Origin of the sequence: Sphaerisporangium sp. NPDC051017 (assembly GCF_040683095.1) — a bacterium.
Taxonomy (GTDB): Bacteria; Actinomycetota; Actinomycetes; order Streptosporangiales; family Streptosporangiaceae; genus Sphaerisporangium.
Map to the genome: position 1 here is coordinate 1 of NZ_JBFBCI010000034.1, position 26,233 is coordinate 26,233.

Below are 26,233 nucleotides of genomic sequence, written 5' to 3' on the forward strand. Positions count from 1 at the left end.
GCCCCCCAACCCACCACCCACTCCGACCTTTCGTGGGCGCCTTTTATATGTTATACGCCCCCCGCCTCTGCGGGCGGCCCCGCCCCGGCCCGGCCCCCCACCACCCTCCTGACCGCTTCGCCGGGTCCAGTCATTGAAATCCGCGTTCTCGGTCCGGTCGCGGCCGGGACATGTCAGCCGGGCTGGTGCGCGCCGGTCATGAGGGCGGCCAGGTCGTCGGGGCGCAGGAAGGACGGCGGCGGTGGCGGCCCCCAGTTGAAGAGACCCTGGGCGCCTTCGAACGCCTCCGGCTTCCACAGCTGGTCCTCGAGGATGCAGTCCATGTCGGAGTAGTACTCGGAGAAGTTGCCCGCGGGGTCTTTGAGGTACCAGAAGAAGTTCGAGCCGGCGTGGTGGCGGCCGAGGCCCCACACATGGCGCTCGGGGTTGCCGTCGAGCATCGCGGTCGCGCCCCGGCCGACGTCGTCGATGTCGTCGACCTGCCACGAGGTGTGGTGGAGGAAGTTCACCGGGGCGCGCAGCACCAGCAGGTTGTGGTGGTCGGTCGAGCAGCGCAGGAAGGCGCCCTCGCCCTTGATCTCGTCGGAGAGCTTGAAGCCGAGGCCGTCGGTGAAGAAGGTCCGGGTGACGTTGAGGTCCGTCGATCCCACCACCGCGTGCCCGAGTTTGCGCGGCCGCACCGGGTCCGTCCGCAGCACGCCGGGGGCCCGGGTGCCGTGCCGCTCGATGCGGCCCGGCCCGTTGTACGGGGTGGGCGGCGTCTCGGGCTGGGCCGGCCGCCGTGCCACCCGCACGACCGCGCGGAACCCGGCGACCGGTTCGTAGGCGATGAGCGCGTCGGCGGTGCGGGTCGTCGGCAGGCCGAGCCTGTGCAGCCGGCTCGCCACGCGGTCCAGGTCGTCGGGGTCGTCCGCGCCGACGACGATCTCGATCAGACGCCGCGTGGGCGCGGCCACCACGCGCAGTTGGTCTCCGCCATCGCGGGTGGCCAGCCAGCCGTCCTGCCCGGGGCTGAGGCCGAACTCGGTGTAGTAGGCGCTGGTCGCACGCGGGTCGGGGACCCCGATGGTGACCGAGGACAGCTGGTGGAGAGCCATGGCCGGCTCCTTTCGCAGTAGATCGGGGTCCGCCGGTCGTCGGCCCGCCGCCCGAGGCGCACTCCCCCGGCCGGAGCCCGCGCCACCGCACGCAGGGGCCGGGCGATCGCCCGGCCCAGCCGCCCCAATAAAACAGCATGGTGAATTTCGCCGAAGGGGGTGTCAAGCGCCGCGATCGTATTCATCATGGTGAATGACGGACCCGGCTGACCTGTCGAGCCTCACTTGCTAGTGTATCCAGCGGTGATTAATATATCCAATCTCTGGCTGGGAACTAGCCCTGGAGGTCCGCAGATGTCCGACCAGATACCCGACCGGCTGCCCGAGGGCGGGACGGCAACGGTTCCGGACGAGCCGACCGCGGAGGCCGGCCCGCCGGTGGTGGGTGGTCGTCCCGCCGCCGAGGGCAAGGTCGCGGTCGCCGGCGCCCTCATCCCTCAGGTCCTGAGCCGCCACCCGGACTGGGACCAGTGGGAGGAGCCGTGGCGGATCGCCACCGGCGTCAAGACCCTCCTCGCCGCCCGATGAACGCTCAGGAGACGCCCCAGCCGCCGGAAGCGACCCGGTACGCGGCGCCCGTCGTGCAGGGCGACCCGGTGGAGGTGGCGGACCGGGTGTACGTCATACCCGACCGGCGCGTGCCGCTCGTCCCGAACATCGGGATCGTGGTCGGCGACCGCGCCGCGCTGGTGATCGACACCGGCGTGGGACCGGGCAACGGCGCCCATGTCCGGGACACGGCCCGGCGGCTGGCCGGCGGCCTGCCGCTGTACCTCGCCATCACCCAGCTCGACCCCGGGCACGGCTTCGGCGCGCAGGCGTTCAAGGGCCACGCCACGATCGTCTACAGCGCGGCTCAGCGCGACCGCTCGCGCCACCACGCGACCGCCTACCTCGCGACCTTCCGCGGCATGGGCGGCGCGGTGGCCGGCCGACTCGACGGCATGGAACTGGTCGAGCCCGACCTGACGTACCACGACCGGTGCGAGATCGACCTCGGCGGGATGCGGGCCGTCCTGCGCCACTGGGGCCCGGCGCACACCGCGGACGACCAGACCGTCCTCGTCGACGGGCGGGTGCTGTTCGCCGGCGACCTGCTCCAGTCCCGGATGTTCCCGATCCTGCCGTACTTCCCGCCGTTCGACACGCACTTCGACGGCGACCGCTGGATCGAGGCGCTGGACGAGCTGATCGCGCTCGACGCCGACGTGGTGGTGCCCGGCCACGGCGAGGTCACCGACACCCGGCAGATCCGCGAGGTGCGCGCGTACCTCGCCCATGTGCGCGAGCAGACCGCGGACTCGCGCGCCCGCGGGGTGCCGTTCGACGACGCCGCCGCCGCGATCGAGCGGAACGCCCTTGCCCGCTGGCCCGGTTGGGAGGTGCCGCGCTGGATCCGCTACGCGGCCTTCGCCTACTACCACCAGGACAGGAACGAGGCGGTGCGGCAGTGAAGATCATCGGCCTGGAAGAGCACTTCGTGACCGGCGAGGTGATCGACGCCTGGCTCCGGCTCGATCCGCACTGGAGGGATCTGGCGCTGCGGCCGGCCACCCAGGGCGAGCCCGCCCGGCTGCTGGCGGACCTGGGCGCGTCGCGGTTCGAAGCGATGGACGAGACCGGCATCGACACCCAGGTCCTGTCGCTGACCACGCCCGGTCTGCAGAACCTGGCGCCTGCCGACGCCGTCGCGCTGCAGAGCGCGGTCAACGACGAACTGGCGGAGGCGGTGCGGGCCCATCCCGACCGCTACCAGGGATTCGCCGCACTGGCCACGCCGCAACCGGACGCCGCCGCCGAGGAGTTGGTGCGTGCGGTGACCCGGCTCGGGCTCAACGGCGCGATGGTGTTCGGCCGTACCCGGGAGCGCCACCTCGACGACCCGGTCTTCTCGCCGATCCTCGAAGCCGCGCAGGAACTGCGTGCCCCGCTCTACCTGCACCCGCAGTCGCCCCCGCCCGAGGTCCGCGCCGCCTACTACCGCACGGCGGACGAGCTGACGACGGCGGCGCTGTCCACCTTCGGCATCGGCTGGCACTACGACACCGGCGTGCAGTTGCTGCGGCTCATCATCGGCGGCGTCTTCGACCGCTACCCGGAGCTCCAGGTGGTCGTCGGACACTGGGGCGAAGTGGTGCTCTTCTATCTGGAACGGATCGCGAAGATCCCTGGCCTCGCGCGCCTGGACCGCCCGCTGCTCGACTACTTCCGCACCAACCTCTACCTCACCCCCAGCGGCATGTTCAGCCGCCGGTACCTGGGCTGGGCCGCCGACATCGTCGGCACCGACCGGCTGCTGTTCGCCACCGACTACCCCTTCGAGTTCGCGCCGGCCGGCGGCGCCCGCGCCTTCCTGGAGCAGGCGGACCTGACCGCGGCCGACCGCGAGCAGTTCGCGTCGGGCACCTGGGAGCGGCTGTGCGCGGGCATCCGCCGCGCACCACTCGCCGGCCGAACCGGCTGAACCAGATCAACCGGACCAACCGGACCAAGGACCAAGGACCACAAGGAGCAACAGCCATGCCCCAGCAACCCGCACGCACGACCCCGCCGGTGGTCAACGTGTCGAAGGTCGGCTACGTCGGCTTCCGGACGCCGGATCTGGACCGGCTGGTGGAGCACTACACCAAGACCCTGGACTTCGTGCTCGTGGAGCGCGACACCCGGCGGGCGTTCCTCACCACGTCCTTCGACCACCACTGCGTGGTCCTGGAGCAGGCGCCGGAGAAGCAGTCCCGCAGCTTCGTCGGCTTCCAGGTCGCCGAGGACCTCGACGCGGCGGCCCGTCGGCTGCGCGAGGCCGGCTACCCGGTGGAGCGGCGCACCGACATCGCGCCGGCCACGCCGACGGTGCTCGTCGTGGAGGAGCCGCTGACCGGCACCCCGATCCACCTCTACGACGCCCAGTCCGGCAGCGGCGTGGACGGCCAGGAGACGCTGCGGCCGACCAAGCTCGGCCACGTCGCCGCCTTCACCCCCGAACTCGGCCCGCTCCAGGACTTCTACCAGGACCTGCTCGGCTTCCGCTGGTCGGACACCGTCGGCGACTTCTTCGTGTTCCTGCGGTGCAACTCCGACCACCACGCCGCGAACTTCATGGCGTCGAAGAAGTTCACCGGCATGCACCACGTCGCGTTCGAGACCCGCGACCTCAACCATCTCCAGACCCTGCTGGACCACCTGGCCACCCGCAGCACCCGGCTGGAGTGGGGGCCGGGCCGGCACGGACCCGGCCACAACATCTTCACCTACCACCGGGACCCCGACGGCAACAACATCGAGCTGTTCACCCAGCTCGACACCATCAGCAACGAGGCCAACGGCTACTTCGAGCCGCGCCCCTGGCACGAGGACCACCCGCAGTACCCCAAGACGTGGGAGGTGGACCTCGCCACCATCAACAGCTGGGGCCCGATCCATGACGGCCAGATCGACCACTGAGCCCACTAAGACCATTGAGACCACTGAGACCACTGAAGGCCCGCGGCAAGGGAGCGTCATGCACGACGACTACGACGAGTACGGCGGGGACGAGACGGTCGACGTGGTCGTCATCGGCTACGGCCCCGTCGGGCAGGCGACGGCCGCCCTACTCGGCGGCAGGGGCCACCGCGTGGCGGTCTTCGAACGATGGCCGAGCCTGTACGGGCTGGCCAGGGCCGGACACGTCGACCACGAGATCATGCGGATCTTCCAGTCGATCGGCGCGGCCGAGGCGGTCGAGCGCGACGCCCACCTCGCCGACCGGTACGTGTTCCGCAACGCCGAAGGCGAGACCCTGATGGCGTTCGACTACAGCGCGCAGGGCATCTCCGGCTGGCGCAGCGACTACATCGTCTACCAGCCCCGCGTGGAGGACGCCCTCGACGCGGCGGTGCGGGCGTGCCCGTCGGTGACGGTGCACCAGGGCTGGGAGGCGTCCGACGTCCGGCAGGACGCCGAAGGCGTCGAGGTCACCGTACGCAGGGTCGAGTACGACGCGGCCGGCACGCGCGTCCACGCCGACCGGCCGCACACGGTCAGGGCCCGCTACCTGGTCGCGGCCGACGGCGCGAACAGCTCGGTGCGCACGCGGCTGGGCATCGCCTGGCACGACCTCGGGTTCCGCTCGACGTGGCTGGTGGTGGACCTGGTGCCGACCGGCCCGATGTCGTTCGACTTCGACAACGGCCAGGTCTGTGACCCGGCGCGCCCGCACTGCCTGTTCCAACTCGGCAAGGAGCACCGGCGGTTCGAGTTCGCGGCCATCCCCGGCGAGGACCCCGCGCGGCTGGCGGAGGAGAAGACCGCCTGGGAGCTGATGGCCCGCTACGAGGTGACTCCGGCGAACGCGCGGATCGAGCGGCGGGCCGTCTACACCTTCGGCTCGTCCATCGCGCAGCGCTGGCGCTCCGGCCGCGCCTTCCTGGTCGGTGACGCCGCCCACCTCATGCCGCCGTTCATGGGGCAGGGCATGTGCACCGGCATCCGCGACGCGATGAACCTCGCCTGGCGGCTGGACCTGGTGCTGACCGGCCGCATGGAGGACGAGCTGCTGGACGGCTACGAGACCGAACGCGCCCCGCACGCCGAGACGCTGGTCCGCATGTCCATCGCGGCCGGGCAGGTCTCCTGCACCTTCGACCTCGAGGTCGCCGCCGCCCGCGACGAGGCGTTCCGCACCGGCACCGTCCCGCCGCTGGACCCGTTCCCCGCGCTCACCGCCGGGCTGCTCACGGGCGGGGACGACCCGGTGTCGGGACGGCTGGCGCCGCAGAGCCGTATCCGCCAGGGCGGGCGCACCGGGCTCTTCGACGACCTCGCGGGCCGCGGCTGGATCCTGCTCAGCACCCGCCCGGTCCCCGGCGCCGCCGACGACCGCGTGCGGGACCGGCTCGACCGGCTCGGCCTGCGCGCCGTCGTCGTCGACGAGGCTGCGGACGTCGACGGCGGCTACGCCTCGTACTTCGAGGCCGAGGACGTCGCGGCGATCGTCTACCGGCCGGACTTCTACGTCTTCGGCAGCGCCCGCCGCGCCGAGGACGTACCGGCCCTGCTCGAACGCCTCGCGGCGATGCTGCCGCCGCAACCGGCGGACGCCGCCGGTCCGGACTCACCCGCGCCCGCGCAGAGGCAGGCGTACTCGACGCAGGGAAGAAAGTGATGGACAGGAATTCGCAGGGCGCCACGGAACACGGCGTCATCGTCGTCGGCGGCGGCCCGTCGGGACTGGTCGTCGCGGCCGAACTCGCCCAGGCCGGCGTGGACGTCGTGGTCTTCGAGCGCCGCACCGGCGTCGTGCAGTCCAGGGCGGGCACGATTCTGCCGCGCGTGCTGGAACTGCTGGACGCGCGCGGCTGGGCCGACGAGATCATCGCGCGGGCCCACGAGATCCTGCCCAACCCGCTGTTCCGCACCCACATGTGGGCCGGCATGAAGCCGGTCGAGTGGCGCCACCTGGACTCCCGCTTCGGCTACCGGCTCGTCCTGCCGCAGAACATCACCGAAGAGGTGCTGATCAAGCGGGCCTTGGAGTGCGGCGTCACCATCCGCCGCGGCATGACCGTCGAGACCGTCCGGCAGGACGACACCGGCGTGGAGGTCACCGCGGTCGACGCCGAGGGTGTGCGCCGCAGCGTACGGGCCGCCTACGCGGTGGGGTGCGACGGCGGCCGCAGCGTCGTGCGCGAGCAGGCGGGCATCGCGAGCACCGGCCACCCGGCGACCTTCACCGGCATCGTCGCGGACGTCCGTATCGACAACCCGTGGGCCGAGGGCCGCCGGATCGTCGACAACGACCGCGGCTGGCTGGCGTCCTTCCCGTTCGGGGAAGGCGTCACCCGCTTCAACCTGGTGCACGCCGACCGCATGCACGCCGACCCCGCCGAGCCGGTCACGGTGGAGGAGGTCCGCACCTGTCTGCGGGAGATCCTGGAGACCGACCTCGACTTCGCGTCGCTGCACTGGGCCTCGCGGTTCAGCGACGCCACGCGCATCGCCGAACGCTTCGCGCAGGGCCGCGTCCTGCTGGTCGGCGAGAGCAGCCGCATCCACTACCCGGCCAGCGGCGTCGGCATGAACTTCTGCATCCAGGACGGATTCAACCTGGGCTGGAAGCTCGCCGCCGTCGTCAACGGCCACGCCGACCCCTCCCTGCTGGACAGCTACGACGCCGAACGGCGGCCGGTGGCCGAGGAGCTGCTGCGCAGCGTGGCCGCGCAGTGCGCTGTGCAGTTCGCGTTCTCGCCGCAGGCGGTGGTGTTCAAGCGCTGGTTCGAGTCGGTCGTCATGCCCGTCCCCGAGGTCAACCGGCGGCTGGCGCTGGAGCTGAACGGCCTGGCCCTGGCCTACCCGACCGCGCCCGACGCCGGGCCCTTGGCGGGCCGGCGGATGCCCGACCTGGAGCTGCGGCTGCCCGGCGGCACCGCCACCGTCGGGGCCCTGTTGCGCGGCCAGCACATGCTGGTGCTCGACCTCACCGGGGACGAGCGGCTGCGCGGCCTGGCGTACGCCGCCGCACCGGTCGACGTGGTCAGCGGTGTGCCGGTGCGGCTGCCGGAGGACCTGCGTACGGCGACCACCGTCCTGGTGCGTCCCGACGCGTACGTCGCCCGGGCCTGGACGGGCGGCGAGCAGGAGGCCGACGTCAGGGCGGAGATCCAGCGGTGGCTGGCGCACGCCCGGTGAACGGCCGTGGGCGTACCGCCCGGCCGAGCGGACTCGGCGCCGACCGGCCCGAACGGCCGGCGCCATGACCACCGGCACCGAACAGCGCCCGGCCCCGCAGGCGGTCGCGCTCCCCGCTTTGCTCGGGCGCGGCCGGGTGCGCGGCGCCGTCGCGATGCTCGGCCCGGCCTTCGTCGCGGCCGTCGCCTACGTGGATCCGGGGAACTTCTCGACCAACATCACCGCCGGCGCGGAGTTCGGCTACCAGTTGGTGTGGGTGGTGGTGCTCGCCAACCTCATGGCGATGCCGGTGCAGTTCCTGTCGGCGAAGGTCGGCGTCGTCACCGGGAGGTCGCTGCCCGAACTGTGCCGCGACCGCTACCGCGCGCCGGTGCGCTGGGCGCTGTGGGCGCAGGCGGAAGCGGTCGCGATGGCCACGGACCTGGCCGAGTTCATCGGCGCCGCGGTCGGCCTGAACCTGCTCTTCGGGGTGCCGATGGTGGTGGCCGGGCTGATCACCGCGGTCACCGCGTTCGCGGTGCTGGCCCTCCAGGTGCGGGGCTACCGGCCCTTCGAGCGGGCGATCGCCGCGCTGCTGCTCGTGGTGACCAGCGGATTCGTCTACGAGGTGGTGGGCGCCGCGCCGAGCCCGGCCGCAGCGGCCCACGGACTGCTGCCGTCCATACCCGGGGGAGACGGACTGTTCCTCGTGGTCGGCATCGTCGGGGCCACGGTCATGCCCCATGTCGTCTACCTGCACTCCGCCATGACGGCCCGGCGGGTGCACGCCCGCGACGACGCCGACCGGCGCAGGGTGCTGCGCTTCGAACGCTGGGACGTGATCATCGCCCTCGGCCTGGCGGGCGCCGTCAACCTGGCGATGCTGGTGACCGCGGCAGGGCTCTTCCACGGCTCCGGGGCCGCGGCGGTCGCCACCCTCGAGGAGGCGCACGCCGGATTCGCCCGGTCGATCGGCGGCGCCGCGGCGACGGTCTTCGCCGTCACGCTGCTCGCCTCGGGCATCTCCTCCTCGTCGGTCGGCACCTTCTCCGGCCAGGCGGTGATGGCCGGCTTCGTCGACCGCACGGTCCCGCTGGCGCTGAGGCGCCTGGTCACCATGTTGCCGTCGCTGGCCGTCCTCGCCGCGGGCCTCGACAGCACCTCGGTGCTCAACGCCAGCCAGGTCCTCCTGAGCTTCGGCATCCCCTTCGCGCTGGTCCCGCTCATCGCGGTCGCCCGGGACCGGCGCGTCATGGGCGCCTTCGCCTGCCGTGGCGCCGCCGTCGTCGGCGTCGGCGCGATCGCCGCGGTGATCACCGCCATGAACGCGTTCCTGATCGTGCACACCGTCACGGGCTGACCGTGCGCACTGTCACCGGCACACCGTCACCGGCCGGCTGGGCGGCGTCACGCGCCGGCGCGCAGTACCTGCTCGGCCTCCGGGGCGAGGGCGCGGACGCAGGTGCGCAGCCGCTCCAGGTCGCGGTGCGGGTCCAGCGCGTCGAAGACCAGGGAAGCGGAACGCGCGTAGTGCAGGACGAGCTCACGTACCGCCAGATCCGGGTCGCCGCTGCGGGCCGCGTCCAGGATCGCCCGGTGCTCCACCCGGCGCTGGTCGCTGTGCTCGGTCACGGCGAACCGCAACCGGTAGCGCTCGCAGTGCTCGGCGAGCCGATCTATCTCGGCGCACACCCGCGGTCCGGCGCCGGCCACCAGGACGTGGTGCATCGCGTGGTGCGGCGCGCGGACCCCCAGCGCGTCACCGGCCCGCTCGTAGTGGTCCATCTTCGCCATGCTCGCCTCGAGTTCGGCGAAGTCGTCCGAGGTCAGCCGCGGCACCGTGACACGGATCGCGGTGGCCTCCAGGGAGATGCGCATGAGGTACAGCTGCTCGAAGTCCGCGGCCGACAGCGCCGCAACCTGGACCGGATGGTTCGGCTTCGCCACCACCAGACCTTCGCGCTGCAGCAGGCGCAGCGCTTCACGCAGCGGAGTGCGCCCGACGTCGAAGCGATCGGCGAGGGCCCCCTGCGAGATGCTCAGCCCGGCTTCCAACTCGCCGTGCAGGATGGCGGTCCGCAACCGGTCGTGGGCGGCCGCGACGTTCTGGCCGTCGCGCTTGCGCCCCGCTTCCTGCGTCGGTTCGGGGTCGGTCGGACCGGGACGTGAGTGGCTCATCCGCTCTTTCTCATCACTGGATACTTCGCGCACCACGGTATATCACCGGGCGCGCACGGTCGTGTGTGTCCGGCGCACGGGGCCGGCGCCCCCCGCCCCGCTGTTTTCCATGCCGTCACACCCCATGGGCCATACATCCAATAGTTCCTAGTGTATCCAATTACCATCATTGGACACTATCCAAACCCGGGAGGCGGCCCTTCCCCACCTACGACTCGGGCAAGGACATGCTGTACGGCCACGTCAAGCCGAGGAAGAACCGGACGAGGTTCACGGAACCAGCACGCCACCGACGAACGGCTACGCGACCTGGTCGACAGGGCAGACGTCGCCTGATGCCGTACTGGCGGAAATCACCATGCTGATCTATCGTGAGGCACCGTGGGAGCAGAGACCTGGAAGTCCGCGGGTACGGACAACGAGCGGCACGTCGAGCTCCCCGGATTCCAGCGCGCGGACGGGACGCCGGCCCCCGCCGGCGCGCAACCCACCCGCCCGGCCGCCGTCGCCAACGCGCTCGAAGTCATGGCCCAGGCCGAGCCCGGACTCCGCCTGGGAACCAAGGACGAGTTGCGCGCCCACTTCGGTGTCTCAGTCGGGACCTTCAACGAAGCGCTGCGCATCGCCCAGGGCCGCGGCGTGGTCACGGTCCGGCGCGGTCCCGGGGGCGGTCTTTTCGCCCGTCGGCAGTCGCCCCTCATGCGCCTGGGCAGTACCCTGCTGACCTTGGACGAGGGCGCGGCGGAGTTCGTCGCCGACGCCTTGCGCCTGCGCAAGGCCCTCGACCCCCTTGTCATGGAGGACGCGGTCGCGCATGCGACCGCGTCCGACGTCGAGGAGCTGCGCGCGGTCGTACGGCGGATGGAGGCCGCCGTCCGGGACGCGGACATCGAGACGTTCGCGCGCGTCAACTGGTCGCTGCACGCGCGCATCGCCGAGATCAGCCGCAGCCCGCTCCTGCGCACGTTCTACCTGAGCCTCATCAAGGTCCTGGAGTCCCAGACGCTGGAGGCAGCGCCCGCGGACGCGGCCCCGGAGACGGCTCCCGAGGATTCCGAAGCCCGGGGGGACATGGCAGCCCGCTGCGAGCTGCACGCGCGGCTCGCCGAAACGGTCGCTCGGCACGACAGGGACGAGGCGCTCGCCGTCATCAAAGAGCACAACGACACCGACAACGCCGTGGTCGGCGCCAGACGCGCATCCTGACCGACCCGGCCACCGGCATGCCGGGTACGGACTTCATCAGCCCGCGTTGCAGTACGGCTCGAACTGAACGCTGATCCGCATCTCCAGTGCGTCGCGGTCCCCGCATTCCTGGATGATCTGCGTCGCGTCAGCGATCTTCAGGACGAAGAACCGGGTGAATACCCGAGGCGGCGGAGGCTTCTTTCCGTTTCGGTGGACCCACCTTTACCGGCCGGCTCCCGTTCAACGATGCCTAGTCTGACTAGAAGGCGCCATACGTCAGTGGAGGGATCACGCTGGAGAACTGGGCAGTCCGGCGCGTGCCCGGAGCGAGCCGCCCATTCTTGGGGGGACTGAGTGGCAATACTCTCACCGACTGGTCCTGTCACCGCTTGGTCCAGTTCATTCGGGCAATGAGATCTCGTCCCGGTGTCTCCAACCACAGGTTGCTGAGGAACCATCTGTGTATCGATGACAGCTGAGGGTCGTTGAGAGTCGCAGCGACAGACAAGAACAGAGCGTTCGGGCGGGTCAGCTTTACCAGGGGTTCTCGTTCTCCTTTGAATCCCTCTCCCCTGAAGATGAATTCTCCGCCTTCCGAGTCCGGGCGGTTCGCCTCTCGGTCGAACCAGACGTTCCGGCGGCCGTGCGGATACGCGTGCAGCCACTCCGCCTCCACCCGCTCGTCCGACAGCTCAAAACCATAGGTGTAGCGGACGGGATCCTGGCCCAGTACAAGGTCCACTTCGAACAGGCTTGTCTCCTCACACGACGTGGAATCAAGCTTGAAGGGCTGCCGGGGAACCACCCCTGGCGCCTTGGCCCAGTCCGCGAAAGAATCACGCACCGCGTCACGCATCAGCCGGAACCCGCTGAGCAGGTTGGACTTCCCCGACGCGTTGGCTCCGAATACGCCTAGTGCGGGTTGCACCGAAACATCCCGTCCCCGGTACTTGAGACCCGTCCTACGCCCCGTGCCCTCATCGAATTCAGTTGCGATCAGCGACAGCTCATGCTCGTTACGGAAGGAACGATGGTTTGCCAGCCGGAAACGGATCAGCACCGTAGACCTCCTATCGAGACACGGCTCTCCGCCCTGCCATCCACGGCTTGGTACACAGAACCTGCATGAAATAGCCTATGATGCCCCTCTAGCGGATGCCAGCATAGGACTCCCTGTTCATGCCGGTGCGTGATCTACGCCAGTGAAGTGCAGCGCTCCTCAGGGTTCCTGGGAGCCTCGGCCCCGGGACGACCCGTGATCTCCGCCCTCTTGTCCGCCCACGCCCTGCGCTCACCTATCCGGCTCATCCCATGAACGTTATAGGCGAGGCAAACGCCGGATCGTTGGATCGGGAGGCTGGGGCTCCTGGATCGTCGCCGGGCCGGATTTCACCGTCCACCTGGCCCACACGACCTTCCCGGGGCGGTTGGGCAGGGAAAAGACCCCGAACTCCCCGGCCAAGGCCGCCACGATCGCGAGTCCGCGCCCATGGACGGATTCCGGCTCCGGGTCGAGCTGGTGGGGATGTCCCAGGCCATGGTCGGTGACTCGCACGCATAGAACACCGCGTGTCCGCCACAGGGAGAGCCGGATCGGTGGCGCGCCGTGGCAGACGCGAGGGCGTCGCTGGGGACAACCTGTCCCCGTGCTCATGCGGCCGGAAAGACTCCCATGTCCTCGGCCAGCTTGACGGCCTTGGCCTTGAGGGTGCCGGTCGATCGGCGGACGAGTTCCACGGTGACGCCGCGCGTCAGCGGGGAGAAAGGGGTGGCTTCGGGAGAGGTGGTCCAGGCGCGGACGAGGAAGTGGTGCGCCTGTTCGAGGTCGCGGCGCTGGAGGTGGCCTGCCGCGATCTCCCCGAACAGCCGCCCCTGGCGCTCACGGGAGGGGATGTCCTCTGGCTTGATCGGCTCGGCCCTCCTGACCGCTTCGCCGTAACGGCGCAGCCCGGCGAGCACCGTGCGACTCATTCCCCGCTTTTCACGCATATGCCGAATACGCTCACCCGTACCTGACCTTGGCGGGCGGGTCGGTCTTGGTGCCCGGTGAGGTGATCGACAAGGTGGTGCCGTTGATGGTGCCGGTCCCGGACTGGCCGACGATGTCGGCGTTGGCCAGCAGGGAGGACAGGTCCCAGGTGGTGGTGTAGGTGCGCACCAGCAGCGGCCACTGGGCCGTGCGGTGGGTCAGGGTGAGGGTGCCGCCCGGCGCGATCTGCGCGCCCACAGGGACGGAGAGGTGTCGACCGAAACCGACCCGCTGCGGTCACTCACCATCTGCAGTACGCCTGTGATCGTGGCCAGCGGTTTCAGGGCCGGGACTCAAGGGTCAGGTGGGGCGGCGTAGAGGTGGGCGGTGGGTCCAGGTGGCCCAGCGCCACAGCCATTCCAGGGGGCCCTGGCTGTAACGGCGCAGCCACAGGGTGGAGACCAGCCATTGGGGGACGAGGATGGCTGCCGCGATCAGAAGCACCATCGCGTCGGACCAGCCGTCCGGTGAGCCGCCGATGAGGCGGGCGGTCACCAGGACGAGGACTGTGGCCGACAGGTAGTTGGTCAGCGCCATCCGGCCGAGCGGCGCGAAGACCCCCTGGAGCACGGGCCGGAGTGGCGTTCTGAGCAGGAGCAGCAGGGCGCACACGTACGCACCCGCGATCAGCAACCCGGCGATGGCGAACCAGGAGGTGAAATCGTCCGTACCGGCGGCCCCTGAATCGATCTGCACCCAGGCTGCGGGCACCGCCCCCGCCGCGAAAACCAGGCCCAGCGCGGCTGGAACACGGACGGAACGGTCGATCCGATCGATCACGCCGTACCGGGTCAGCGCCGAGCCCAGCAGGAACAGCCCGGGTACCAGTGCCACGTGGTTGCTGCCGAAGATCGGCGGTAACGCGATGAGGACCGCAGCGAGGCCCGCGACGGCCCAGCGCGGCAGCCAGGTGGAGGGCAGCAGCACCACTAGGCCGACGACGGCGTAGATGGTCAGGATGTCGCCCCGCCACAGCAGGAACATGTGCGCCAGGCCCATGGCGAGCAGCACCAGGAGCCGGCGCAGCAGGAGCACGCGCGGGCGGGAGACGCGGCCTTCCACGGAGTTCAGCAGCAGCGAGAACCCTATGCCGAACAGCAGCGAGAAGATCGGGAAGATGCGCTGGTCGACGAACAGGCCCAGCCCCAGCCCGGCGCCATCCTCACTCGCCGCCGTGACCACCGGCCGGGTGACCGATCCGGTGTCGAGCATGTGGGCGATCGGCTTGACGTTGGCCAGCAGGATCCCGCACAGGGCGAACCCGCGCAGCACGTCGAGCGCGACGATACGCGGCCTGCCAGAGGAGGCGGTCGTGAGTGGCTGTTCCGGTCTCGTGGCTTCCGGCGCCGGGGGGTGCGTTGCAGAAGGCATAAGGCCTCATCCTGCGGTCCCGGTTCCAAGGCCGAATCGACCGAACGTAGGGTCCGCGACGCCCCAGGCCGTACTTCCGGCCGGTTCCGTGCGCGTGTGAAGATCCGCTCACACGACGGACACGACTGGGATTGGTGGCGTGGTCAGTCGGCGGGAGGTTTGTTCGGCTCGGGTCCACTCGGGCCGGGTACGGATTTCATCAGCCCGCGTTGCAGTACGGCTCGAACTGAACGCTGAGCCGCATCTCCAGTGCCTCGGCAAGGCGCTCGAGCATCGGGATGGTGGGCATCGTCCCCCCCGCCTCGAACCGTGCCACCGCCGGTTGCTTGAGACCTGTGCGCCGCGCCAGTTCCGCCTGCGTAAGTCCCAGTTCTTCACGGCGAAGGCGTACCGCCTCACCGAGCTCGAAACGAATCCGTGCCGCTTCGTAGGCAGCCCCGGCCCCGGGACGACCCATGATCTCCGCCCTCTTGTCCGCCCACGCCCTGCGCTCGCCCATCACGCTCACTCCTCGTCTGCCGTGTGCGCCTCTGCGATGCATCGCCGCATGGCCCTCCACGCCCGATCGATCTCGACGGACTCCCGCATCCGCTGCTTGCGGAACACCGTCAGCAGAATGATCCGTCTGCCTGGGGCGATCCAGTAGGTAATTCGGACGGCCCCTCGGTCAAGATGGAATCGGAGTTCGCGAAGCTTGCCACAGAGCTGCCTGGTATATGGCTCATCGAGCAGAACGCCACGTTCAGCCAGTAGGTCGACGTAGAAAGCCGCCGTCTCCTGATCCGCTTGACCAAGCGAGTCGAACCACTCTTCCACCTCCGACTCCAGCTCAACCTGTCCGCAAGTCATAACACGAACGTTATAAGCCAGGCAAGCGCTGGATGGTTGGATCGGAGAGCCGGAGCTCCCGGTGATCGCCCGCTAACCGCAGCGGCACGCCCGACGTGTTCGGTTCGGTGCGCTCAGGCTGAGGGGAGGACTCTGGAGGCAGGGGGACGGTGACTCTGAATGTGGAGCCAGCGCCTACGGCTGTTTCTACGGTTACGGTGCCGCCGTGGGCGGCTACTAGGCCGGCGACGATGGCGAGGCCCAGGCCGGTGCCTTTTGACGCCGACTCGCCACCAGCGGCCCCACCGCGCCGGGACGGATCGCCACCGGCGGAGGCTCGCGAGGGGTCGGTGCGGGTGCGGGAGGGGTCGGCGCGGTAGAAGCGTTCGAAGACGCGTTCGGCCTGGTCGCGGGTGAGGCCGGGGCCCTTGTCGATCACTTCGACGAAGGCGGTCACCCCGTCGGCGCCCGCCCGTACGCGGATAGGTGTACCCGGCGGCGTGTGGGTGAGCGCGTTGGTCATCAGGTTGCCGAGGACCTGCCGTAGCCGTACCTCGTCGCCGGAGACGATGGGGGCGACCTCGCCCGCGACCTCCAGCGCGACCTCCCGGTCGGCGGCGAGGATGCGCGCGTCCTGGACGGCTTCGGCGGCGAGGGCGAGCAGGTCGACCGGACTCATGGTGAGCGGCCGCTGCTGGTCGAGGCGGGCCAGGAGCAGCAGGTCCTCGACCAGGACGCCCATGCGGGCGGCGGCGTCCTCCACGCGGCGCATGAGCCGGGCCGGGTCCCCGGCGGGGTTCTGCCGGTAGAACTCGGCGTAGCCGCGGATCGAGGTCAGCGGGGTGCGCAGTTCGTGGGAGGCGTCGGCGACGAAGCGGCGCATGCGTTCCTCGGACGACCGGGCCGCCGCCTCGGAGATCTCCCGGGCGCGGAAGGCGGTCTCGATCTGGGCGAGCATGCCGTTCAGGGACGCGGCCAGGCTGCCGACCTCGGTGCGCGGGTCGCGGTCGGGTACGCGCCGTCCGAGGTCGCCTGCCGCGATGGCCGCCGCGGTGTGTTCCATCTCGACCAGCGGGCGCAGGCTCCTGCGGACGATCACCACGCCGACGACGGCGAGCACGATCATGACGACGCCGCCGCCGAGCAGCTCGCTCATGATCAAGCGGGAGGTGATCTGATCGACCGAGTTCAGGTCGATCGCGATGATGACGCTTCCGATCCCCTCGATCGGGACGATCCGGACGCGCCAGCTTCCCCCTCCCGTGGCGGCGGGCACCGTCTGCGCGGCCACGACCGAGGCGGGGGACGGGGACGGCAGTACGGGTTCGGGCACGGTCTCGGCCTCCAGCCCGACGGCCTCGGCGACGACCCGTCCGGCGGCGTCGCGGACCTGGATGAGCCCGTCCGGCGGCACCCGGCTGCCGAGGCCGAGCCCGGGGAAGCGTTGCAGGCGCCGTCCGACGTCGTGGGCCCACGTGTCGAGCTGCTGGTCGACGCGGTCGACGAGGTAGCCGCGCAGGACGGACACGCTGCTCACGCCGATCCCGGCGAGCGCGATGGCGACGAGGGCCAGCATGGCGGAGATCAGCTTGACCCGCAGCGGCGTGCGCGCCAACAGGGACGAGGTCGGGGGCATCGGCTGGGTGGCGAGGGTCATCGGGGTGGGGTGCGGAGGACGTAGCCGACGCCTCGCAGGGTGTGGATGAGGCGCGGGGTGGTGTTGTCGATCTTCCTGCGCAGGACGGAGACGTACGATTCGACGATGCCGGCGTCGCCGCGGAAGTCGTAGTCCCACACGTGGTCGAGGATCTGCGCCTTCGACAGCACCCGCCCGGCGTTCGCCATGAAGTAGCGCAGCAGCTTGAACTCCGTCGGCGATAGCGGGATGACCTTGCCGTACCGCCAGACCTCGTGGCTCTCCTCGTCGAGCTCGATGTCGGCGAAGGTCATCCGGGGCGGGGGCGACTGCGGGTCGCCCGCCGTGCGGCGCAGCACGGCGCGGATGCGTGCGATGACCTCTTCCAGGCTGAAGGGCTTGGTGACGTAATCGTCCCCGCCGAGGGTGAGCCCGCGGATCTTGTCCTCGGTGGCGTCCCTGGCCGTGAGGAAGACGACCGGCGTGTGCGCGCCGCCGCCGCGCAGGCGTCGGACGACGTCGAACCCGTCCATGTCCGGCAGCATGACGTCGAGGACCATGAGGTCGGGCCGGTGGCGCTGGGCGGCCTCGACCGCGTCGGTACCGCTCGCGGCCGTGGCGACCTCGAATCCGGCGAATCGCAGGCTGGCGGCGAGCAGTTCGAGGATGTTCGGGTCGTCCTCGACGATCAGTAGTCGGGCTTCAGACGATTCGGTCACGAACCTATAGTGGCGTGACCGGCCTAAGCGCGGATGAAAGACATGATGTGCCGGGCGATCGCGAGGCTGGACGTGGCCCCGGGGGAAGGGGCGTTGCGGACGAGGACCACCCGTCCGTGGACGTCCACGACGAAGTCGTCGACGAGGCCGCCGTCCCTGGCCACGGCCTGCGCGCGCACTCCCCCGCTGGTCCGTACGAGGTCGTACGACGTCAGGGTGGGCACGTAGCGGCGGGCGGCCTTGAGGAACGCGCCCTTGACCAGCGAGCCGTACACCTCGGTGACGCCGGTCCGCCAGTGCCGGGCGGCGAGCCTGCGCATGCCGGGCCACAGCAGGATCTCGCGCAGATCGCGGACGGAGACGTCGCGCCAGGTGTACCCCTCGCGGGCGAGGGCGAGGACGGCGTTGGGCCCGACGAGCACCTCTCCGTCGATGCGCCGGGTGAGGTGCACGCCGAGGAAGGGGTAGCGCGGGTCGGGCACGGGGTAGACGAGGCCGCGGACGAGGTCCTTGGCGCCGCCGGTCAGCTTGTAGTACTCCCCGCGGAACGGAATGATCCGGACGTCCCCGGCGTGTCCGGCCATGGCGGCGACGCGGTCGGATCCGAGGCCGGCGCACGCGACGAGGCGGTCGAAGTCGAACCGGCCGTCGCCCGCGTGTACCCGTACCCCGGAGGCGGTCTCGCGCATCGCGCGCACCGGGTGGCCGAGGAGGACGGAGCCGCCCGCCTCCCTGACGTCCTCGGCGAGGCGGCGGGCGACGGCGGGGAAGTCGGCGATGGCCGTGTGGGGCGAGTGGACGGCGCCGACTCCGACCGCGTGCGGCTCGACCTCGCGCAGGCCGAGGGCGTCGAGTTCGGCGATGCCGGGGACGCCGTTCTCGCGGGCGCGTTCGGCGATGCGCCGCAGCCCGGCGCGTTCGGCGCCCGTCGAGGCGATGACGAGCTTGCCGACCTCTTCGTACGGAATGTGGTGCTCGGCGCAGTACTCGCGCAGCAGCGCGACGCCGGTCCTGCACAGGCGTGCCTTGAGCGAGCCGGGGGCGTAGTAGATGCCGGCGTGGACGACGCCGCTGTTGTGGCCGGTCTGGTGGGCGGCGACGCGGTCCTCCTTGTCCAGGACGGTCACCGTGGCGCCGCGCGCGGCCAGCTCGCGGGCGACCGCCAGCCCCAGGATGCCCGCGCCGATCACGCCGATTCGCTCAGTCACAAGTCGTTATTTTCCTAGGTTTGGGTAGCACGCGCCAGGCAGGGCGAAATGTCCGGGTCAACAGGCCAGGATCTTCACAACCGACATAACACCTATACCTCGACTCGAACGGACATTCGATACACTTCACGACGTGTACCTTCCACCCGGGTGGCCGCCCGAGGTCCTCCCCCCAGGGAGCCCGGACTGGGAGACGTCGGCGGTGGCCTGGCTGCTCGACGCGGTCCCGCCCGACTACCGGGCGTACGGAGTGCTGCGCCGCCACCCGCTCGCCCTCGCCCGCATGGCGCGCCAGCACGTGAACGCCACCGTCGAGGCCGCCCGCGCCGGGTACCGCACCGCGGCCGTCGACCTCAAGGAGCACCTGCCGCCGCACGCCATCGAGGCCGTCCTCGCCGCCTACCGCCGCGAGGGCCCCCGGCTGGTACGGCTCGCCGCCTCGATCGAACTCGTTGAGCAGGCGCTGCGCGGCGAACCCTTCGTCGCCCGCATGGACGACTCAGGACAAAGAAGATCGCCCAGGTAAAACCATGGGTGTGTCGATCCCAAGACTCACTTGAGTCACAGGAGTCCGCGTTTCAGCAGGGCATACCTCGACAGGCACGCCGACGTGATTCGTACTGGTGTTCGCGGCGTGCTCGCCCCGACCCCGTCGGGGCAGTCATCCGAACGAGGGGAAGTTCATGATAAAGACCCATGCTCTGGTATCCCTGCCTCAGCGTGTCCTCCTTCTCGGCGCCGCCGCCTCGCTCGTCGCGGTCCCCACCGCAGGGCTCGGAACCGCCGCCGCCGCGGCCACCCCGGCCCCGCCCCAGTTCCCTCCCGCCTCCACCGCCTGCGTGACCGGGAACGGCGGGTTCGAGCAGCCCGCCGGGCTCGTCCACGCGGGGAACCTCAGGACCGACATCCCCGCCTGGCACACGACCGCCACCGACGGCGCCATCGAGGTCTGGGGGCCGGGCAACGCCGGCGCCAACGGCGGGGAGGTCGCCGCCGACACCGGTACGCAGTTCGCCGAGCTCAACGGGACGCAGGTCTCCACCCTCTACCAGGACGTCGTCACCCACCCGAAGACGATCCTGGTGTGGCGGCTCGCCCATCGCGCCCGGAGCACCAGCGCCGACGACAAGGACGTCATCCGCGTCAAGATCGGCACGCCGCACGCGCAGACCGCCCAGATCCCGCTCGGGCAGACCTCGGGCGACATCTCCGACGGCGGCATCCAATGGGGCCACTACGCCGGGATCTACCGCGTACCCAAGGGCCAGAAGGTCACCCGGATCTCCATCGAGTCGGTCTCGTCGGCCGCGGGCTCGCCGAGCTACGGCAACTTCCTCGACTCGTTCGAGGTCATCTGCACGCCGCCCTGCCCGAAGAAGAGGTTCGGTCCGAAGGCGTGTGACGCGCTGGGGCTCCCGCTGTCGCCCTACATCCCCGTCGCCAAGCCCCGGCATCCCGCCACCCCGGTCCGTCCGGGCGTGAAGCCGCCACACCCGGCCATCCCGGCCAAGCCGGTCACCCCGGTCCAGCCCGCCGTGAAACCGCCGCAGGCGGTCACCCCCGCCGCCCCGGAACAGCCTCCGATCGTCCAGCAACCGCACTCGGTCACCCCGACGATCCAGGACCCGTCGGCACAGCCGGTCACGAAGCCGCAGCCGGCGAACCCGGGCCTGAACCCATGGCAGCCGACCGTGCAGCCGCGGCCCGCCACCGGGGGGCTGCCGGCCGACCCGTGGCAGCCGTCCGTGAAGCCGCAGCAGGCGGCCCCGGCGCAGCCTGCGGGTACGAACCAGTCCGGTACGGCCCAGTCCGGTACGTCTCAGCCGGGCGGGCAGTCCGCCTCCCCGCAGGCGCCCGCGTCGCAGGCCGCCCACGCGGCCACGCCGCTGCCCCCCCGCCCCGCGAGGTGACACCCATAGGGATCACACCCGGCTGAGACCCGGCCGGGACGAACGAGAGCCTGCCGGCGGACCACCGCCCGGCAGGCTCTCTGATTCGATTAGCGAATCGTAGTTGTGTCGTGGCATACTGTTATCAACACGCCCGGCGCCCAGGCGACGTCGGGCACCCTCCCCGGTCAGGCTGTGCAGGCCTGGCCGGTCAGCGTCCGGGGGGACGTGCTCAACGGGCCGGCGGCTTCAGTCGCCGGCACCAGGGCACGAAGACGATTGGTGAATACCGGGCAGCTCGTTGTGCCTTGATTCTGTGTAACGCACAGGATCGCTAAGCCAATCAGAGACGCTCTTTCCATGTCAGGGGCCGGGTCAGCCGACGCGGCGGGCCAGGACCGCGATGATGCCGGTCGCCCCCAGCGCCACGCCCAGCCACAGCGCGATGACCCCGGCCGGGACTCCGCCGTCGCCGTCACCCGAGGCGTCCGGCGCCGCCGCCACGCGCGTGGGCGTCCCGCCGCTCGTACGGGCGGGCGCGGGCGCCGCCCGCTCGGGCAGAGCCGATGCCGGGAGCGGCACCGAGTACACCGGGCTGGACTTCCCCTCGGTGCCGGTCAGCAGGAACCTGCCGTCACGGGTGTAGGTGATCGACTCGGCCTGGTCCAGCGCGGGCATGGTGACGCGGCCGATCAGGTCGCCGGGCGCCCGGTAGAGCGAGGCGGAGAAATAGGTGCGGATCACGAAGCTCGACCCGTCCGGGGCGTACGCGGCGTCCGTCGCCATGATCGGCGCCGGGCCCACGCGGCGCAGGATGTTCACCTTGTCCGTGCGGAGCTTCTCGGGCGCCGCGTAGATCGACCCGGCGAACTCCTTGCTGACGACGTACAGCCGGCCGGTCTTCGGGTGCACCATGATGCCCTCGGCGTTGCGGTTGCCGTCCTTGTACTTGAAGCGGTACCGCGTCGCGTGGACGGTCGCGTCGGCCATCTTCTTCGGCTCGGGCACCTTGTAGATCGAGTAGTCGGGCCAGCCGCCGTTGAGGTTGTCCCCGATGTCGGCGAACCACAGGAAGCTCTGCCCGGTCGCCGGGTCCACCGAGGCCGCCATCGCCTCCCAGTCTCGGGCCCCCGCCCCGGCGATCGTGAATGTGGCCAGCGTGCCGCCGTCGGGGCCGACGGCGTAGAACTGCGGGCCGGCGCCGCTGTCGTTGTGCGTGTAATAGACGTCCTTGTGCGTGGGCGAGACGGCGAGGCCGCTGGACTCGGTGATGCGCGGGTCCTTGAAGCGGAACAGCAGCCGCCCGGTGCCGTCGCCGGCCTTCGCGGCGCGGTCCGCGCCCGTCACGTCCGTGCTCACGTTCAAGCCCGTCACGGCGTACGCCGAGGCCGCCGCGACGCCCCCCGCCGGCACGGACGCGAGCGCCGCCAGAACGCCCGCGGTCACGACCACCCGTCTACTCCCCATTGGCACATCATGCCCCGCGAGCAGGCGCGGCGCGCTCGACCGCCCGCGCCGGGTCGGGGCTGGAGTTGGGATAGGTCTGGTCGAGATACCGTCTCCGGCGGGCCGCCCGCCAGGTCTTCCTGACGTACGACGCCTTTCCCGGCCCCACCGCTGGGCTGGAGTCCACTCCAGGTGCTTAGGGTGAGGTTCATGGATTACGCACACCTCGGACGCGCCGGTCTCTCCGTGAGCCGCCTGTGCCTGGGCACCATGAACTTCGGGCCCGAGACCTCGGAAGAGGACTCGTTCGCGATCATGGACAACGCTCACGACCTGGGCATCAACTTCTTCGACACGGCAAACGTCTACGGCTGGAAGAAAGGTGAGGGAGTAACCGAGCAGATCGTCGGACGGTGGTTCGCCAAGGGCGGCGGGCGCCGGGAGAAGACGGTCATCGCCACCAAGCTGTACGGCTCGATGGGCGACTGGCCCAACGAGACGCACCTGTCCGCGTTGAACATCCGCCGGGCGTGTGACGCCTCGCTCAAGCGGCTGCAGACGGACTACATCGACCTGTACCAGATGCACCACGTCGACAGGAGCACCCCGTTCGATGAGATCTGGGAGGCGATGGAGGTCCTCCGCCAGCAGGGCAAGATCATTTACGCGGGTTCGTCCAACTTCGCCGGGTGGCACATCGCCAAGGCGCAGGAGGCGGCCGCGCGGCGCCCGTTCTCCGGCCTGGTCTCGGAGCAGTCGCACTACAACCTGCTCGTCCGCGAGGTCGAGCTGGAGGTCCTCCCGGCCTGTGAGGACTACGGGCTCGGCGTGATCCCGTGGAGCCCTCTGGCCGGCGGCCTGCTGGGCGGCGTACTCCGGAAGATCGACAAGGGCCGGTCGGCCTCCGAGAGGATGCTCACGGAGCTGGAGAAGCACCGCGACAAGGTCGAGCGGTACGAGGCGTTCTGCGACGAGCTCGGCGAGGACCCGGCCAACGTGGCGCTGGCCTGGCTGCTCGCCCAGAAGGCCGTCACCGGTCCGATCATCGGCCCGCGCACGATCGGGCAGCTCGAAGGCAGCCTGCGGGCCCTGGAGATCGAGCTGGACGAGAAGGCGCTCGCCCGCCTGGACGAGATCTTCCCCGGCCCGGGCGGCCCCGCCCCCGAGGCCTACGCCTGGTAGCACCTGAGCCGCCGGAACGTCGAGGCCGTGATCCCCGATCCGCCGGGGGTCACGGCCTCACTCGTCAGAGGGGCTCAAGGGGACCTGGGCAGGGGCAGAGCAGGGACAGAACGGCTCAGGCGGGCTCTTCAGGAGAGCAACGCGCCGATCACCACGATGACCACGAGCAGCGCGAGCACTGCCGGCAGCAGCCAGCGACGGGGACGGTCCACGTATTGGAGCCTAGTCGTGTCCGCCCAGTGGCCAGCACCCGACGGGCTCGTAACGGACCTTGGGCCCGGGGTGGCTGCGCATGAGGTGCACCGCGTCCGCGCGCCACGACGTGCCCGCGAACTCCTTCAACACGGCCGTCAGGGGCGTGACGTCCAGCCCCTCCCGGGGACGGGCCCGCGCGAGCGTGAGGTGCGGGTGGTAGGGCTTCTTCTCCTCGTACGCGGCCCCGGCGCGGCGGCCGGCGGCGGCGACCGAGGCCGCCAGCCGTGAGAGCACCGCGCCCCCGCCCTCGACCCCGAGCCAGACGACGCGGGCCCTGCGGGCGGACGGGAACGCGCCCGCGCCCTGGAAGGCCAGGGTCATCGGCGGGTACCGGCGCGCCGCGCGGGCGAGCCGCGTCCTGAGGCCGCGTAGCGCGGTCTCGGGGACCTCACCGAGGAAGGCCAGCGTGAGGTGCCAGGTCTCCGGGGCCGTCCAGCGCAGGCCGGGCCACTGCTCGACGTGGGGCTCGACGGCCGCGGAGACCTCAGCGAGCGCCTCCGGGCGCGGGGACAACGCCACGAACAACCGCACCATGCGTCCTTCCCGCGGCGAACCTGGTGAGCAGGATGGCGAGCCCGACCCCGGCCAGGCACATCACCCCGCAGATCACGACCCCGAGGCGTGGCCCGGCGAACTCGCCGATCCAGCCGATCAGCGGTGCGCCGATGGGAGCGCCACCGGTGAACACCAGGACATAGATTCCCATGACCCGCCCGCGCATCTCCGGCGAGGCGGCGAGCTGGACCGAGGAGTTCGCGGCGGTGTTCGTCGTGATCAGCGCCATGCCGGCCGGGACCAGCAGAAGCAGGAACGCCAGGTACACGGGGGCGAGGCCGGCGGCGATCTGGGCGAGGCCGAAGACGACCCCTCCGGCGATCAGCAGCCGCCGCGTGGGACGGGCGCGGCGTGCGGCCAGCAGCGCCCCGCCGAGGGCGCCGACCGCGAACACGCTGGACGCGACGCCGAACGACGAGGCGTCCTGGCCGAAGACCTGCTTGGCCATCAGCGCGATGCTCATCGAGAAGCTCGTCGCGAACATCGCCACGAACGCCACCAGGAGGATCGGCATCAGCAGCTCAGGACGCCGCCACACGTACCGCAGACCCTCGCGGAGCTGGCCCTTGCCACGCGCGACCGGTTCGGGTGTGCGCAGTTCGGAGGTGCGCATGAGCAGCAGGCCGGTGATCACGGCGGCGAACGACACCGCGTTCAGCAGGAAGATCGGCCCGGTCCCGCCCAGCGCGTAGATCAGCACACCGGCGAGCGCCGGTCCGACGACCCGCGCGAGGTTGAAGGTCGAGCTGTTGAGGGCGATCGCGTTGGCCAGGTCGCGCCGGCCGACCATCTCGACGACGAACGACTGCCGGGTGGGCACCTCGACGCACGAGACGAGCCCCAGCATGAACGCCATCACGTACACGTGCCAGGTCTGCGCGTGCCCGGTGATCGCCAGCAGGCCCATCGCCAGCGCGAGCAGCCCGAGCAGCGACTGGGCGGCCATGAGCAGCGGGCGCTTGGAGTACCGGTCGGCCAGCATGCCACCCCAAAGGCCGAACAGGACGACCGGGAGGAACTGCAGGGCCGTGGTGACGCCGAGGGCCGCCGAGCTGCCGTGGGTGAGCTCCAGGACCAGCCAGTCCTGGGCGGTGCGCTGCATCCACGTGCCGACGTTCGACACGACGCTGCCGGACACGAACAGACGGTAGTTGTAGTTGCGCAGGGACCGGAACATCCCGCCGCGCGAGCGCGGAAGCGGTTCGGCGCCGCGCGTCTCCTCGGCCTGGATCGCCCGCGGCTCGGATTCCCGCACCTCCCCCACCGCTGTCCGGGCGTCTTCCACGGCCTGGGAACGGGTCACATCTGCGAGAGCTTCTCCAGGATCGGCGCCGCGGCCCGCAGCGTCGCCCGCTCCTCGGGCGTCAGCTCCTCCAGCCGCTTGGCAAGCCACGCCTCTTTCCGTCGGCGTTCCTCCTTCAGCAGCCCCCGGCCGGCCTCGGTCACGCTGACGGTCACCTGCCGCCGGTCGGTCGGGTGTGGGGTGCGGGCGAGCAGCTCTCGTTCCTCCAGGGCGGCGATCACCCGCGTCATCGAAGGGGGTTGCATCTTCTCCAGCTCGGCGAGCTCGCCAGGCGTTATAGCGGAGTGCCGCTCGACGGCGGCGAGAGTCGCGAGCTGGGTGGGGGTCAGGGTGTTGGCTCCGGCCTGTCGCCGCAGCCGTCTGGTCAGGCGCGCCAGCGACACGCGCAGCGCTGAGGCCAGCTCGGCGTCGCTGCGTGGGCCCGGTAGGCGTCCCGTCCTTGTGGTGGTGTTCGTCATAACTCATTACCTTTGCTAACTATATACCCCGTGTCGGGATTCCCACACGACCCCCACGAACGTGACGGATGTCCGAAACGCCGAAAATGCCGGAGGCGGAGATCATTTGCTACGTCTTGCCACAGTGGGGCGCACTCCGCAACCGGGCCCGCACGGACGGCCCAGCACGGACGGCCCAGCACGGACGGCCCAGCACGGACGGCCCAGCACGGACGGCCCAGCACGGACGGCCCAGCACGGACGGCC

Annotated in this window: 27 protein-coding genes; 11 read left to right on the top strand and 16 right to left on the bottom strand. The window is 70.7% G+C overall.

What is annotated here, in order from left to right; genetic code table 11:
- Positions 1-173 precede the first annotated feature (173 nt).
- Positions 174-1,097, bottom strand: a complete 924-nt coding sequence (locus AB0M95_RS24695) for a VOC family protein (RefSeq protein WP_363768875.1) — start codon at positions 1,095-1,097, stop codon at positions 174-176.
- A gap of 294 nt (positions 1,098-1,391) precedes the next feature.
- Between AB0M95_RS24695 and AB0M95_RS24700 the strand changes: the two genes are divergently transcribed.
- From AB0M95_RS24700 to AB0M95_RS24730, 7 genes are all read left to right on the top strand, one after another.
- Entirely contained in the window at positions 1,392-1,625 is a 234-nt protein-coding gene (locus tag AB0M95_RS24700; protein WP_363768878.1) for a hypothetical protein, read from the top strand.
- Positions 1,622-2,551 carry an MBL fold metallo-hydrolase gene (locus AB0M95_RS24705; protein WP_363768881.1) on the top strand — a complete coding sequence of 310 codons (930 nt, stop codon included), beginning with the start codon at positions 1,622-1,624 and terminating at the stop codon, positions 2,549-2,551. Before AB0M95_RS24700 ends, AB0M95_RS24705 begins: the two co-directional genes overlap by 4 nt.
- Positions 2,548-3,561, top strand: coding sequence for an amidohydrolase family protein (locus AB0M95_RS24710; RefSeq protein ID WP_363768884.1), 1,014 nt, complete (start codon positions 2,548-2,550; stop codon positions 3,559-3,561). Before AB0M95_RS24705 ends, AB0M95_RS24710 begins: the two co-directional genes overlap by 4 nt.
- Positions 3,562-3,617: 56 nt before the next feature.
- The gene (locus AB0M95_RS24715) at positions 3,618-4,538 is read left to right on the top strand and encodes a VOC family protein (RefSeq protein ID WP_358526757.1); all 921 of its coding nucleotides are present in this window, start codon (positions 3,618-3,620) and stop codon (positions 4,536-4,538) included.
- Between the two features lie 58 nt (positions 4,539-4,596).
- Positions 4,597-6,240, top strand: a complete 1,644-nt coding sequence (locus AB0M95_RS24720; protein WP_363768887.1) for a bifunctional 3-(3-hydroxy-phenyl)propionate/3-hydroxycinnamic acid hydroxylase — start codon at positions 4,597-4,599, stop codon at positions 6,238-6,240.
- The gene (locus AB0M95_RS24725; protein ID WP_363768890.1) at positions 6,240-7,763 is read left to right on the top strand and encodes an FAD-dependent monooxygenase; all 1,524 of its coding nucleotides are present in this window, start codon (positions 6,240-6,242) and stop codon (positions 7,761-7,763) included. The genes AB0M95_RS24720 and AB0M95_RS24725 overlap by 1 nt, the downstream gene beginning before the upstream one ends.
- Before the next feature lie 64 nt (positions 7,764-7,827).
- Positions 7,828-9,102, top strand: coding sequence for an Nramp family divalent metal transporter (locus tag AB0M95_RS24730; protein WP_363768893.1), 1,275 nt, complete (start codon positions 7,828-7,830; stop codon positions 9,100-9,102).
- 47 nt (positions 9,103-9,149) lie between these two features.
- Here AB0M95_RS24730 and AB0M95_RS24735 read toward each other — a convergent pair whose 3' ends face one another.
- Positions 9,150-9,920 carry a GntR family transcriptional regulator gene (locus tag AB0M95_RS24735; RefSeq protein WP_363768896.1) on the bottom strand — a complete coding sequence of 257 codons (771 nt, stop codon included), beginning with the start codon at positions 9,918-9,920 and terminating at the stop codon, positions 9,150-9,152.
- A gap of 381 nt (positions 9,921-10,301) precedes the next feature.
- On the opposite strand from AB0M95_RS24735, the gene AB0M95_RS24740 reads away from it, so the two are divergent.
- Positions 10,302-11,126, top strand: coding sequence for an FCD domain-containing protein (locus AB0M95_RS24740; RefSeq protein ID WP_363768899.1), 825 nt, complete (start codon positions 10,302-10,304; stop codon positions 11,124-11,126).
- Between the two features lie 364 nt (positions 11,127-11,490).
- On the opposite strand, the gene AB0M95_RS24745 is transcribed toward AB0M95_RS24740, so the two are convergent.
- From AB0M95_RS24745 to lhgO, 9 genes are all read right to left on the bottom strand, one after another.
- Entirely contained in the window at positions 11,491-12,168 is a 678-nt protein-coding gene (locus tag AB0M95_RS24745) for an AAA family ATPase (RefSeq protein WP_363768902.1), read from the bottom strand.
- A gap of 590 nt (positions 12,169-12,758) precedes the next feature.
- Positions 12,759-13,079 (bottom strand): hypothetical protein, encoded by a 321-nt coding sequence (locus tag AB0M95_RS24750; protein ID WP_363768905.1) that lies wholly within the window; start codon positions 13,077-13,079, stop codon positions 12,759-12,761.
- A 31-nt stretch (positions 13,080-13,110) separates the two neighbouring features.
- Positions 13,111-13,335, bottom strand: coding sequence for a hypothetical protein (locus AB0M95_RS24755; RefSeq protein ID WP_363768908.1), 225 nt, complete (start codon positions 13,333-13,335; stop codon positions 13,111-13,113).
- A 102-nt stretch (positions 13,336-13,437) separates the two neighbouring features.
- On the bottom strand, positions 13,438-14,409 hold the full coding sequence (locus AB0M95_RS24760; protein ID WP_363768911.1) for a DUF418 domain-containing protein: 972 nt from the start codon (positions 14,407-14,409) through the stop codon (positions 13,438-13,440).
- Between the two features lie 298 nt (positions 14,410-14,707).
- Complete coding sequence (locus AB0M95_RS24765) at positions 14,708-15,007, bottom strand: helix-turn-helix transcriptional regulator (protein ID WP_363769105.1); 300 nt, start codon at positions 15,005-15,007, stop codon at positions 14,708-14,710.
- A 5-nt stretch (positions 15,008-15,012) separates the two neighbouring features.
- On the bottom strand, positions 15,013-15,324 hold the full coding sequence (locus tag AB0M95_RS24770; protein ID WP_363768913.1) for a type II toxin-antitoxin system RelE/ParE family toxin: 312 nt from the start codon (positions 15,322-15,324) through the stop codon (positions 15,013-15,015).
- A 43-nt stretch (positions 15,325-15,367) separates the two neighbouring features.
- Positions 15,368-16,993: a HAMP domain-containing sensor histidine kinase gene (locus AB0M95_RS24775; RefSeq protein WP_363768916.1), complete on the bottom strand. Its 1,626-nt coding sequence runs from the start codon at positions 16,991-16,993 to the stop codon at positions 15,368-15,370.
- Entirely contained in the window at positions 16,990-17,691 is a 702-nt protein-coding gene (locus tag AB0M95_RS24780; RefSeq protein WP_358526780.1) for a response regulator transcription factor, read from the bottom strand. Before AB0M95_RS24780 ends, AB0M95_RS24775 begins: the two co-directional genes overlap by 4 nt.
- Positions 17,692-17,714: 23 nt before the next feature.
- On the bottom strand, positions 17,715-18,899 hold the full coding sequence (gene lhgO, locus AB0M95_RS24785; protein WP_363768920.1) for an L-2-hydroxyglutarate oxidase: 1,185 nt from the start codon (positions 18,897-18,899) through the stop codon (positions 17,715-17,717).
- Positions 18,900-19,032: 133 nt separating this feature from the next.
- Between lhgO and AB0M95_RS24790 the strand changes: the two genes are divergently transcribed.
- Together AB0M95_RS24790 and AB0M95_RS24795 are read left to right on the top strand one after the other, a co-directional pair.
- Entirely contained in the window at positions 19,033-19,425 is a 393-nt protein-coding gene (locus tag AB0M95_RS24790) for a hypothetical protein (protein ID WP_363768923.1), read from the top strand.
- Between the two features lie 157 nt (positions 19,426-19,582).
- Positions 19,583-20,809 carry a hypothetical protein gene (locus AB0M95_RS24795; protein ID WP_363768926.1) on the top strand — a complete coding sequence of 409 codons (1,227 nt, stop codon included), beginning with the start codon at positions 19,583-19,585 and terminating at the stop codon, positions 20,807-20,809.
- Between the two features lie 354 nt (positions 20,810-21,163).
- Here the strand turns inward: AB0M95_RS24795 and AB0M95_RS24800 are convergent, their stop codons facing one another.
- Both AB0M95_RS24800 and AB0M95_RS24805 read right to left on the bottom strand, forming a co-directional pair.
- Positions 21,164-22,255, bottom strand: a complete 1,092-nt coding sequence (locus AB0M95_RS24800) for a hypothetical protein (RefSeq protein ID WP_363768929.1) — start codon at positions 22,253-22,255, stop codon at positions 21,164-21,166.
- A gap of 7 nt (positions 22,256-22,262) precedes the next feature.
- Entirely contained in the window at positions 22,263-22,421 is a 159-nt protein-coding gene (locus tag AB0M95_RS24805) for a hypothetical protein (protein WP_363768932.1), read from the bottom strand.
- Positions 22,422-22,444: 23 nt separating this feature from the next.
- Here AB0M95_RS24805 and AB0M95_RS24810 point away from each other — a divergent pair, with 23 nt between their 5' ends.
- Entirely contained in the window at positions 22,445-23,416 is a 972-nt protein-coding gene (locus tag AB0M95_RS24810; RefSeq protein ID WP_363768935.1) for an aldo/keto reductase, read from the top strand.
- Between the two features lie 222 nt (positions 23,417-23,638).
- Here AB0M95_RS24810 and thpR read toward each other — a convergent pair whose 3' ends face one another.
- From thpR to AB0M95_RS24825, 3 genes are read right to left on the bottom strand one after another with little or no spacing between them, the layout of a single operon-like run.
- The gene (thpR, locus tag AB0M95_RS24815) at positions 23,639-24,205 is read right to left on the bottom strand and encodes an RNA 2',3'-cyclic phosphodiesterase (RefSeq protein WP_363768938.1); all 567 of its coding nucleotides are present in this window, start codon (positions 24,203-24,205) and stop codon (positions 23,639-23,641) included.
- Complete coding sequence (locus AB0M95_RS24820; RefSeq protein WP_363768941.1) at positions 24,156-25,529, bottom strand: MFS transporter; 1,374 nt, start codon at positions 25,527-25,529, stop codon at positions 24,156-24,158. The genes thpR and AB0M95_RS24820 overlap by 50 nt, the downstream gene beginning before the upstream one ends.
- On the bottom strand, positions 25,526-25,987 hold the full coding sequence (locus tag AB0M95_RS24825; protein ID WP_358526798.1) for a MarR family transcriptional regulator: 462 nt from the start codon (positions 25,985-25,987) through the stop codon (positions 25,526-25,528). The genes AB0M95_RS24820 and AB0M95_RS24825 overlap by 4 nt, the downstream gene beginning before the upstream one ends.
- Positions 25,988-26,233 lie beyond the last annotated feature (246 nt).

Excerpts from the sequence above, each read along its gene's own strand:
- AB0M95_RS24695 (WP_363768875.1), bottom strand. The coding sequence starts at position 1,097 with ATGGCTCTCCACCAGCTGTCCTCGGTCACCATCGGGGTCCCCGACCCG.
- AB0M95_RS24700 (WP_363768878.1), top strand. The coding sequence starts at position 1,392 with ATGTCCGACCAGATACCCGACCGGCTGCCCGAGGGCGGGACGGCAACG.
- AB0M95_RS24705 (WP_363768881.1), top strand. The coding sequence starts at position 1,622 with ATGAACGCTCAGGAGACGCCCCAGCCGCCGGAAGCGACCCGGTACGCG.
- AB0M95_RS24715 (WP_358526757.1), top strand. The coding sequence starts at position 3,618 with ATGCCCCAGCAACCCGCACGCACGACCCCGCCGGTGGTCAACGTGTCG.
- AB0M95_RS24720 (WP_363768887.1), top strand. The coding sequence starts at position 4,597 with ATGCACGACGACTACGACGAGTACGGCGGGGACGAGACGGTCGACGTG.
- AB0M95_RS24725 (WP_363768890.1), top strand. The coding sequence starts at position 6,240 with ATGGACAGGAATTCGCAGGGCGCCACGGAACACGGCGTCATCGTCGTC.
- AB0M95_RS24730 (WP_363768893.1), top strand. The coding sequence starts at position 7,828 with ATGACCACCGGCACCGAACAGCGCCCGGCCCCGCAGGCGGTCGCGCTC.
- AB0M95_RS24735 (WP_363768896.1), bottom strand. The coding sequence starts at position 9,920 with ATGAGCCACTCACGTCCCGGTCCGACCGACCCCGAACCGACGCAGGAA.
- AB0M95_RS24750 (WP_363768905.1), bottom strand. The coding sequence starts at position 13,079 with ATGAGTCGCACGGTGCTCGCCGGGCTGCGCCGTTACGGCGAAGCGGTC.
- AB0M95_RS24765 (WP_363769105.1), bottom strand. The coding sequence starts at position 15,007 with ATGGGCGAGCGCAGGGCGTGGGCGGACAAGAGGGCGGAGATCATGGGT.
- AB0M95_RS24775 (WP_363768916.1), bottom strand. The coding sequence starts at position 16,993 with ATGACCCTCGCCACCCAGCCGATGCCCCCGACCTCGTCCCTGTTGGCG.
- AB0M95_RS24795 (WP_363768926.1), top strand. The coding sequence starts at position 19,583 with ATGATAAAGACCCATGCTCTGGTATCCCTGCCTCAGCGTGTCCTCCTT.
- AB0M95_RS24800 (WP_363768929.1), bottom strand. The coding sequence starts at position 22,255 with ATGGGGAGTAGACGGGTGGTCGTGACCGCGGGCGTTCTGGCGGCGCTC.
- AB0M95_RS24810 (WP_363768935.1), top strand. The coding sequence starts at position 22,445 with ATGGATTACGCACACCTCGGACGCGCCGGTCTCTCCGTGAGCCGCCTG.
- thpR (WP_363768938.1), bottom strand. The coding sequence starts at position 24,205 with ATGGTGCGGTTGTTCGTGGCGTTGTCCCCGCGCCCGGAGGCGCTCGCT.
- AB0M95_RS24825 (WP_358526798.1), bottom strand. The coding sequence starts at position 25,987 with ATGACGAACACCACCACAAGGACGGGACGCCTACCGGGCCCACGCAGC.